We start from the raw sequence: 10588 nt of genomic DNA on the forward strand, positions 1-10588 counted from the left end.
GTTCCGAGACGACGACGCCCCGGTATGGCGCAAGCCTGCCGGGGCGTTTTCGTTTGTGCGCACGGCGGCAGCGTCGCTGCCGCCGTGTGGAATGCTCAGTCGTTGGGGATCTCGAAGATCGCCGCCGGTGCCGTGTACTGGCGACTCCAATCGGACCAGGCGACGTCGGTCGGCCCGACCGCGCTCGCGACCAGGCTCCATTGCTCGCCGCTGCCGCGCAAGAGACCCGCGTAGGTGCGCGACTTCATGCCGGCCGCGGCTGCTTCGGCGTACGGCGTGCCTTGGTAGTCGATCGGCTGGCCGCCTGCGCTCTGGATCGAGGCGTACAGGAAGGCCCATTCGCCCGCCACACGCAGGCTTTTGACGTCGAGTTGGGCCGGTTTGCCGAGATCGGCGGCGAGCTTGATCAAGGCCGGTTGCAGGATCGCGCGCCCTTCGGCCGAGGTGGTGGCCGGCGTGCGCGGGGCTTCTTGAGCTTGGGTAGCGGTCATGAGGCTGGCACTCAGGATCAGGGAAGTCAGTGCGATACGCATGGGCGTGCTCGCTGCGAGGTGCGATGACGCGGTAGTCCTATGTACCGCGCCACGCCGGCCGCTTCAAGTCGAACGGACGAAAGCGCGCCATACCGGCGCAATCCGCAGGTGTTCGGACGATGCGCGGACGCGGCGGCGAATCTCGCAGCAGCCCCGCGCGCGCGCCAGAAAAATGTGACATAGTGCACAAAGGGAGGGCGCGGGGCGGCGCACCACTCTCGTTGCGGCCGGCTCGTCCGACCGCGTCGTCTGGGGAACAGGGGAAAACTTATGAGACTCGCGACCGGTATGCGCGGCAGCCTGGTGGCCGCCGCATTCTTGATCTCCACTCTCGCCGGCATCGCCGGAGCCGCATCGCCCGCACCGCCACGCTACGAACGCGCGCTCGACGCGCCGGTCGATCCGAAAGGCATTGCGCCGCTGCCCGGCAAGACCGGTCCCGGCTCACCGCGAATCACGCGCGCGGCCACACTGACCGCCGCCACCTCGAATCAATATCCGGGCGAGATCGAGCCCAACGACACGCCGGCCACGGCGACACCGCTCGGCGGTCCATCGAGCGCACGCGAAGGCAACATCTTCGGCGCCGGTGACGTCGACTACTGGTCCTTCACCGCCGCCGCCGGCGACCGCGTCTACGCGGCGACGATGACCAGCCTGAGTTCGAACGCGAGCGTCGATTCCGTGCTCGACCTGATCGACTCGGACGGCACCACCGTCATCGAAACCGACGCCGACGACGGTTCGTTCGGCGCGACCTCCTCCTCGATCGCCGGCGCCACGCTGCCGGCGGCCGGCACCTATTACCTGCGCGTGCGTCACGCCTCCGCCGCGACGCAATTGCGGCCGTACCGCTTGTTCTTCCAGCTGCGCAGCGGCACGCCGACGGCCGAGGCGGAACCGAACGACACCTTCCCCGGCCAGGCGATGCCGGCCGGAAACTGGGTCTCGGGCAACACCTCCTCCGCTGCCGATCCGGACTTCTACGCACTGAACCTCAATGCCGGCGACACCGTGTTCGTCAGCGTCGACCTCGATCCCGAGCGCGACACCGTCGAATGGAACGCGCAGGTCGGTCTCGGCGCATTCGGCACGCCGCCGCTGGTGTTGGTCGTCAACGATGCCGGCGCCGCGACGCCCGACTCGGAGGCGTTCTTCCTCTCGGTCAAGGACGCCGGCACCTACGGCGTGTTCGTCGGCACGCCGACCGGCGGTACCACCTTCGGCACCTATCACCTCAGCGTCACGGTGTTTCCGCAAGCGGTCGAAGGAGCGAACTGCACTACATACACCTCGACCAACGTACCGGTCACGATTCCCGGCGGTCCCGGCATCGTGACCTCGACCGTGACCATACCGGGCAATCCGCGCATCGAGGATCTCGACGTCGCGGTCAACATCACGCACAACTTCATGGCCGACCTCGACGTGCAGCTGACCGCACCGGGCGGCAATATGGTCGGGCTGTTCAGCGACATCGGTTCGGTCACCGTCGGCGCACAGACGACGATGGACGCGATCTTCGACGACGAAGGTGCGGTGCCGAGTCTGTTCACTGTCACGCAAGGATTGCGTCTCGCGCCCGAGCTCAACTATCGCCTGTCCTGGTTCGACGGCCAGGACGCCGGCGGTACCTGGACCCTGACCTTGCGCGACGACGCCACCGGCGACGGCGGCTCACTCAACAATTGGAGCTTGCGCGTGTGCGAGCCGCCACCGCCGCCGGACTGCGCACCCGGTTTCGTGCAGACCACGGTGCTGTCGACCGACTTCGAGTCGGGCGCCGCCGGCTTCACCCATTCCGGCACGGCCGACGAATGGGAACTCGGCCTGCCGACGTTCGCGCCGATCGCCGACTGCGCCAGCGGCTCGAACTGCTGGAAGACCGATCTCGACGGCACTTACGAGGCGAACGCCACGCAGGAGCTGTTGTCGCCCAACATCGACCTGACCGGCCTGTCGCCTCCGATCGTGGTGCGCTGGGCGCAGAAATACCAGGTCGAGTCGGCTCAGTTCGACGGTTTCTCGGTCGACCTGCGCCAAGTCGGCGCACCGACCAATGCGGTGCGATTGTTCCAGCATCTGGGCGCCGACATGGTCGACAACGTCGGCAATCCGGTCGTCACGATCCAGGAGGCGTCGGGCTGGGGTCACCGGGTCGAGCGCGCCGATGCGCTCGCCGGCCAGAACGTCGAGTTCGCGGTGAACCACTACAGCGACGCCACCGTACAGCGCGCCGGTGTCGCCATCGACGACGTCAGCGTCAGCGCCTGCCGCGCCGCCAGCGCGGACCTGTCGATCACCAAGACCGACGGCGTGACGGACGCGACACCGGGCGGCAGCGTCACCTACACGATCACCGCCTCCAACGCCGGCACCGACAACGCGACCGGTGCGACCGTCGCCGACACATTCCCGGCCGCGCTGACCTGCACGTGGACCTGCGTCGGTGCCGGCGGCGGCACCTGCACCGCGTCGGGCAGCGGCAACATCAACGACACGGTGAATCTGCCCGCCGGCGGTTCGACCACCTACACCGCGTCGTGCACGGTCAGCGCTGCGGCGAGCGGAACGCTGGTCAATACGGCGACGGTGTCCTCATCGATCGCCGACCCCAATCCGGCCAACAACTCCGCCACCGACACCGACACGCTGACAGCGAGCGCCGACCTCGCCATCACCAAGACCGACGGCGTGACGACGGCGACTCCTGGCGGCAGCGTCACCTACACCATCACCTCCTCGAATGCCGGCCCGAGCAATGCGGTCGGTGCCACCGTCGCCGATACCTTCCCGGCCGCGCTGACCTGCACGTGGACCTGCGTCGGCGCCGGCGGCGGTACCTGTACCGCGTCGGGCAGCGGCAACCTCAGCGACACGGTGAATCTGCCGGCCGGCGGTTCGACCACCCACACCGCCTCGTGCACGGTCAGCGCCGCGGCGAGCGGAACGCTGTCCAATACGGCGACGGTGTCGTCGGCAGCGGCGGATCCGAGCCCGGCGAACAATTCCGCCACCGACACCGACACGCTCGCACCCAGCGCGGATCTCGCGATCACCAAGACCGACGGCGTCGCCGGCGTCACCGCAGGCGGTTCGACCACCTACACGATCACCGCCTCGAACGCGGGGCCGAGCAACGCAACCGGCGCCACCGTCGCCGACACCTTCCCCGCAGCATTGACCTGCACCTGGACCTGCGCCGGTGCCGGCGGCGGCACTTGTACCGCGTCGGGCAGCGGAAACATCAATGACACGGCGAACCTGCCGGCCGGCGGCAGCGCGACCTACACCGCGACGTGCTCGATCGCATTGGCGGCAAGCGGCACGCTGTCCAATACCGCGACGGTGAGTGCACCGGGCGGCGTGACCGATCCGACCCCGGCCAATAACTCGGCCACCGACAGCGACACGATCGGCGCGGCGGGTGCAAACCTCAGCGCGAGCAAGAGCGTGACCGGCACGTTCACGCCGGGCACGGCGGTGGTCTACACCGTCGTCGTCGGCAACAGCGGCGGCGCGCAGGCCGACAATCCCGGCGACGAATTCACCGATGTACTGCCGGCCGGTCTGGTCCTGGTTTCGGCGACGGCGACCAGCGGCAGCGCCGTGGCGAATGTCGGCACCAATACGGTGACCTGGAACGGCGCATTGCCGATCGGTGGCAGTGCAACGATCACGATCAATGCGACGATCGCCGCGACCGCCAGCGGCACCCTCAGCAACCAGGGCCTGGTCTCCTACGACAGCGATGGAAACGGCAGCAACGATGCCTCGCGTCCGAGCGACGATCCCGCGCTCGGCGGCGCCAGCGATCCGACCTCGTTCGTGGTCGGCGGTGCCGTCGTCGACCTGTCGATCACGAAGACCGACGGCGTTAGCGCGGCGACCGCAGGCGGCTCCACCACCTACACCATCGTCGCCGCGAATGCCGGCCCCAGCGCCGTCACCGGCGCGACAGTCGCCGACGCATTGCCCGCTTCCCTGACCTGCACCTGGACTTGCAGCGGTGCCGGCGGCGGCAGTTGCGGCGCCAGCGGCACGGGCGCGATCGGCGATGCGGTCAACCTGCCGCCGGGCGGCAGCGCGACGTACACGGCGATCTGCTCGATCAGCGCCAGCGCCAGCGGCACGCTCGTCAACACGGCCACGATCACGGCACCGAGCGGCGCGAACGACACCAATCCGGCCAACAACAGCGCGACCGACACCGATACGCTGATCGTGCCGGGGCGCATCAGCGCGACCAAGACCGTGACCGGCTCGTTCCAACCCGGCGGCAGCGTCACGTACGCGATCGTGTTGACGAACGCGGGCGGCGCGCAAGCCGACAATCCCGGCGACGAGTTCACCGACGTGCTGCCCGCCTCGCTGAGCTTGGTTTCGGCCACTGCCAGCAGCGGCGCGGCCGCGGCGAACCTCGGCACCAACACGGTGAGCTGGAACGGCGCGATCGCGGCCGGCGGCAGCGTGACGATCACGATCGACGCCACGATCGCGGCCAGCGCCAGCGGCGCGATCGCCAACCAAGGCCAGATCGCCTACGACGCCGACGGCAACGGCAGCAACGAAGCCAGCGGAGTCACCGACGATCCCGGCACACCGGGCGCGAACGATGCCACCGTGCTGGTCGTCGGCGCGTCGGCGGATCTGTCGGTCAGCAAGACCGACGGCGTCGCGACGATCGCCGCAGGCGCCAGCTCGACTTACACGATCGTGGTCGCGAATGCCGGTCCGAGCGCGGTGACGGGCGCCAGCGTCAGCGACGTCTTCCCGGCCGCCTGCACGACACCGAGCTGGACGTGCGCCGGCAGCGGCGGCGGCAGCTGTCCGGCCGGCGGCAGCGGCGACATCGCCGCAAGCGTGGACCTGCCGGTCGGCGCCAGCGCCACGTTCAGCGCAACGTGCACGATCGGCGCCGGCGTCGCCGCCGGCACCGTCGTCAGCAATACGGCACAGGTCGCGGCACCCGCCGGCACCACCGATCCGAACCCGGCCAATAACAGCGCCAGCGACACCACCACGGTCAGCGCGACGCCGGGCGGCGACACGCCGACACCGGTGCCGGGACCGGGCTTGCCCGCGCTGCTGCTGCTCGTCTGCACAATCGCCTTCGCCGGCTGGCGTCGCGCGGCCTCGATGCGACGCTGAAGACGGCGCTCCGGTTCCCGCCCGCCGCGGGAACCGGAGCGCGACATAGGCTCAGTCCGCCGCCGCGTCGAGGAACGCTCGCACGGCGGCGGCGTCGAACGGCCAATCCAGCTCGCGGCCACCGCGCTCCTCGCGCAGCACCGGTACGCGCGCGCCGTAGCGCGCTTCCAGTTCCGCTTCTTCGTCGATCCAGCGCGTCTGGAAATCCGGCGCGCGCGCGGCCGCCAGCACCGCCAGCGCCTGATCGCACAATGGACAGTCGTCGCGCTGAAAAAGAATCAGGTCCACGCGGGCGGCCTCTGGCAAAACCGTAGAATAGCCGCACCTTTCTTGCGGCGGCGCCGACGCGCCGCTGCATCCGGCAATCGAGGCATTCATGGCTGTCAGCGTTTTCGACCTGTTCAAGATCGGCATCGGACCTTCCTCTTCGCACACCGTCGGGCCGATGCGCGCGGCAGCGCGCTTTTGCGAACGCTGGCTGGCCGAGGCGGGCGCGCTCGAGCGCGTCGCGCGCGTGCAGTGCGAGCTGTTCGGCTCGCTCGCGCTGACCGGGCGCGGCCACGGTACCGACAAGGCGGTGTTGTGCGGTTTCGAAGGCGCGCATCCCGACCGCATCGATCCGGACACGATTCCGGCCACGCTCAAGCGCATCCGCAACGAAAAGAAGATCCGTCTGCTCGGCACTCGCGAGATCGCGTTCGACGAGAAGAAGGATCTGATCTTCAACAAGCGTCAGCGCCTGCCCTACCACTCCAACGGCATGCGCTTCGCCGCCTACACCGCTGACGGCGAGCTGATCGCAACGCGCGATTACTACTCGGTCGGCGGCGGCTTCGTCGTCAACACCGACGAGGCCGCCGACGATCGCATCGTCGCCGACACCACGCCGCTGCCGCACCCATTCCATTCCGGCGACGAGCTGCTGGACATCTGCGAGCGCAGCGGCAAGTCCATCGCGCAAGTCATGCTCGACAACGAGCGCTGCTGGCGCAGCGAGGCGGAGATCCGCAGCGGCTTGATGGCGATCTGGAAAGCGATGCAGGACTGCGTCGCGCGCGGCATCCGCGAAACCGGCACCTTGCCCGGCGGGCTGCACGTGCAGCGCCGCGCACCGGCGATGGCGCGCGATCTGCGCGAGCGGCCGGAGGCATCTCTACGCGATCCGCTGACGATCCTCGATTGGGTCAATCTGTATGCGCTCGCGGTGAACGAAGAGAACGCCGCCGGCGGCCGCGTCGTGACCGCGCCGACCAACGGCGCTGCCGGCATCGTGCCGGCGGTACTGCACTACTACGAGCGCTTCTGTCCGAAGGCGAACGAGGACGGCGTGATCGAATTCCTGCTCACTGCGGGCGCGATCGGCATCCTGTACAAGGAGAACGCCTCGATCTCCGGCGCCGAAGTCGGCTGCCAAGGCGAAGTCGGCGTGGCCTGCTCGATGGCTGCCGGCGGCCTCGCCGCGGCGCTCGGCGGCAGCATCTTCCAGGTCGAGAACGCGGCCGAGATCGGCATGGAACACAACCTCGGCCTGACCTGCGATCCGATCGGCGGCCTGGTGCAGATTCCGTGCATCGAACGCAACGCGATGGGTTCGGTCAAGGCGATCAATGCGCAGCGCATGGCGATGCGCAGCGACGGCAAGCACCGCGTTTCGCTCGACAAGGTGATCAAGACCATGCGCGAGACCGGCCGCGACATGAAAGACAAGTACAAGGAAACCAGTCGCGGCGGCCTCGCGGTGAACGTGATCGAGTGCTGACCCGCTCGGACTTGCGCTAAATGCATGCGAATACGGCGCCCGCAGGCGCCGTATCGCTGTCATCACGCTGCGGACCTCGTGTGAGGCCCGCAGCGATTGCACCGCTCTTTACGGGTTGGCGACGATCTGGATGTCGTCGTAGTAGATCGCACTCGCGCCGTTGGCGAACAGATCGATCGCACCGATGTTGAGGATGCCCGGCGCACCCGGCCCGCCGGCGAACTGCCCGGTCCAGGTACCCGAATACAGCTGCGTACCGTTGTAGTAGAACGTCTGCAGATCCTGGTCGAGATCGACCTCGAGCTTGAGTTCCACCCATTGTCCGGTGACGTAGGTCCCGGTGCCCGGATTCGCCGCACCGTCCTCGGTGCCGACATCGCCCGTCGCGCTGTCGAAGAACACCTGGCTCGACCAGCTGATCACGCTGGTGTCGGTGTCGGAGTACGCGTTCTGGAAGATGAAGTACGACTTGCCCGAAAACGCGGCCGGGATGTACTGCTTCGCCGTGATCGTGTACGAGCCGCTGGTGTAATCGGAGAACTCGTGCACCAGATCGCTGGTCTCCTTGATCTCGATCGAGTTCGGCGTGCTCACGCTCTGCGTGTTGACCACGGTCGCGCCGGCGGCCGCATCGTTGGCCCAGCCCTTCCAGCCGCCCTGGCCGTGGACGTTGTTGCCGGCTGTGTAGCTGTCGAAATTCTCCGAGAACGCCGGCGGACCGCTGGTGCCGTCGAAGCCGTCCTTGAAGATCTGATCCGGCTGGCCGCCGCCGCTGCCTTTGACCGCGACGTACATATGCGCATCGGGCGCCAGTCCATTCGCTTCGGTGAACACGACTTCGGCGAAGGTGACCGCAGTGAGATCGGTGGTCGGCGTCGCCGTGACCGTGATCGCCTGCGTGTCGGCGGCGGTGCCGTCGAAAGAGAACGAACTCGTGTCGACCGCGACGTCGAGACCGGCCGGTGCATTCACCGTCACCGTCCAGCTCGACGGCACCGCGAGCGTGTTGCGCAAGGTGCGCGTCCAATCGCACGAGTCGGTGCAATTCATGTTGCGCATGCTCGGGATGTTGAGCGTCTTCGGATCGCCGCTGGCCGCCGGATTGGCGGCGAGGAAGTTCGCGTAGGTCTCGTTCATCACGAAACCGGTCTTGGCTGCCTTGCTCAGGTCGACGCGGCCGCTGCCGACGTCGTCGGCATCCCAGGCGGTGGTCAGATTCTCCTTGTGACCATCGGTGACCGAGGTCAGCATCAGCGCCGACTTCACTTCGGCCGGCGTCCAGGCCGGATAGATCGCGCGCAACAGCGCACCGGCGCCGGCCAAATGCGGCGAGGACATCGAGGTGCCGCTCAAGGAGCCGTACTCGGTCGCGGTGCCGGCATCCATCGCGGCGTAGATGTTGACGCCGGGGCCGGTGATGTCGGGCTTGGTGACGGTGACCAGATCGCTCGGACCGCGCAGGCTGAAGCCGGCGAGCACGTCACCCTGGATCACGCCCGGGGTGAACGAGGTGACCACCGGCGTCGGCGCGCTCGAATTGATGAACGCGATGATCGCCTGGCCTTCGGCCTGCAGGATGCTGTAAGCCGGCAAGGTCGCGCCGGCGACGTTCATGCCGATCGCACCGGTGGTGTTGTTGTAGACGATCGCGACCACGGCGCCGGCGTCGTCGGCGTTCTGGATCTTCTCCGAGAAGTTGCAACCGCCGCGTTGGATCAGCGCGATCGCGCCGGTGAAGTAACCGGCCGGATAGGCGCCGGTCGCGGTACAGCCGGTCGGGTTGGTGGTGTTGTACAGAATCGGCAGATTGGTCGCCGCCGTGCCCGGATCGGGGCCCGAGCCGGGGTTCAAGCTGATGTTCTGCAACTGCGCCGGCGGCGAGCCGGGACCGGTGACCGACAAGGAACCGTTGGCGGCGTTGTTGCGGTTGTGGGTGGACGCGGCCACGGTGGTGACCCACGGACCGAGATGATTGACCGCACCGACCGGATCGGAACCGTTGCGCGTGTTGCCGGCCGAAGCGGCGACGAAGATGTCGGCGTTCAACGCGTCGAGGAACAGGCGGTCGCTGTCGTCCGATAGCCACGGCGTGGTGCCGCCGGAGATCGAGTAGTTGATCACGTCGACGCCGTCGGCGATCGCATTCTCGATGCCGGCGCTGAGCGCGGCGTCGCCGCAGGTATCGGTCTCGCAGGCCTTATACGTGCGCAGCTTGGCGCACGGTGCCACGCCGGACATGAAGGGTGCGTCCGGCGGCAGCGTCGGCGGCGGCACCGCGGCCGTCGTCAGCACGTTGCCGACTGCGGTGCTGGAGGTGTGCACGCCGTGGCCGTTGCCCGCGTTCGCCTCCGGATTGGGGCCATTGCAGGTGCCGGCGCCGCTGGTGGTCGAGCAATCGAGCGCCGCCAACAGCTTCGGATTGCCGGCGTTGAAGCCGCACGCCGCGTCGTTGGCGAAGGACGGGTGGTCGCTGTTCGCGCCGGTATCGATCACGCCGACGACGATGCCGTTGCCGCGCGTGCCGACGCCGCCGGGCACGTTGCTGCCGTCCCAGATCGACGGCGCGCTGATGAATTCCGGACCGCGATAGGTTCCGAGCTGCCGCTGCAGCTCACGCCGCACGCTGCGCACGCCGGGCAGCGCGGCGATCTTGTTCGCCTCGCTCATGCTCAATTCGAGCGCGACGCCGTTCATCGTGATCGCATAGGTGTGCGTCGGCGTCAGCGTGCGGCCGAGCGCCTGCGCGAACGCCGCGAGATGCGCGTCGCGCTGACCGGAAAGATAGGTCTGATAGGAGCGTGCGGCACTCGAATTCAGATCGAGCTTGCGGCTCGCGCTGCGCGCCGGTGCGGTCGCCGCCAGGCCGTCGATCTCACCTTGGTAGTGCATCAGCCCAGCTTCGACGAAGCGGACGATGTAGATATGACGTGCGGAAACCGGCGCACTGTCGACGGTCTTTTGCAAAGTGGCGGCCGGTGCCTGTTGCGGCATTCCGACTCCAACGAACGCGAAACCGATCGACGCAGCGAGCGTCTTGATACGAAGCGAATTCCCCATTTGAATTCTCCAGGCAGTTCATCGAAGGAACACCGAAGACGAGACCTGCACAAGAACATGCGCAGCTCGGACACAGCAAAGTGAGATG

5 protein-coding genes are annotated in these 10588 nt (G+C 67.8%); 2 read left to right on the top strand and 3 right to left on the bottom strand.

Annotation, left to right across the window (positions count from 1 at the left end; translation table 11 throughout):
- Nucleotides 1–95: 95 nt before the first annotated feature.
- The gene (locus AC3QL3_RS17330; protein WP_492895335.1) at nucleotides 96–533 is read right to left on the bottom strand and encodes a hypothetical protein; all 438 of its coding nucleotides are present in this window, start codon (nucleotides 531–533) and stop codon (nucleotides 96–98) included.
- A 270-nt stretch (nucleotides 534–803) separates the two neighbouring features.
- Here AC3QL3_RS17330 and AC3QL3_RS17335 point away from each other — a divergent pair, with 270 nt between their 5' ends.
- Complete coding sequence (locus AC3QL3_RS17335) at nucleotides 804–5684, top strand: proprotein convertase P-domain-containing protein (RefSeq protein ID WP_492895336.1); 4881 nt, start codon at nucleotides 804–806, stop codon at nucleotides 5682–5684.
- A 51-nt stretch (nucleotides 5685–5735) separates the two neighbouring features.
- Here the strand turns inward: AC3QL3_RS17335 and AC3QL3_RS17340 are convergent, their stop codons facing one another.
- Complete coding sequence (locus AC3QL3_RS17340; RefSeq protein WP_492898969.1) at nucleotides 5736–5972, bottom strand: glutaredoxin family protein; 237 nt, start codon at nucleotides 5970–5972, stop codon at nucleotides 5736–5738.
- Between the two features lie 88 nt (nucleotides 5973–6060).
- Between AC3QL3_RS17340 and AC3QL3_RS17345 the strand changes: the two genes are divergently transcribed.
- Nucleotides 6061–7443, top strand: coding sequence for an L-serine ammonia-lyase (locus AC3QL3_RS17345; RefSeq protein WP_492895337.1), 1383 nt, complete (start codon nucleotides 6061–6063; stop codon nucleotides 7441–7443).
- A gap of 108 nt (nucleotides 7444–7551) precedes the next feature.
- Here the strand turns inward: AC3QL3_RS17345 and AC3QL3_RS17350 are convergent, their stop codons facing one another.
- Entirely contained in the window at nucleotides 7552–10434 is a 2883-nt protein-coding gene (locus AC3QL3_RS17350) for a S8 family serine peptidase (protein ID WP_492895338.1), read from the bottom strand.
- Nucleotides 10435–10588 lie beyond the last annotated feature (154 nt).

Source organism: Dokdonella sp. GW821-FHT11D02 (assembly GCF_058808595.1).

What these genes read in the sequence shown, in the direction of transcription:
- AC3QL3_RS17330 (WP_492895335.1), bottom strand. Translation starts at nt 533, where the DNA reads ATGCGTATCGCACTGACTTCCCTGATCCTGAGTGCCAGCCTCATGACC.
- AC3QL3_RS17335 (WP_492895336.1), top strand. Translation starts at nt 804, where the DNA reads ATGAGACTCGCGACCGGTATGCGCGGCAGCCTGGTGGCCGCCGCATTC.
- AC3QL3_RS17345 (WP_492895337.1), top strand. Translation starts at nt 6,061, where the DNA reads ATGGCTGTCAGCGTTTTCGACCTGTTCAAGATCGGCATCGGACCTTCC.
- AC3QL3_RS17350 (WP_492895338.1), bottom strand. Translation starts at nt 10,434, where the DNA reads ATGCCGCAACAGGCACCGGCCGCCACTTTGCAAAAGACCGTCGACAGT.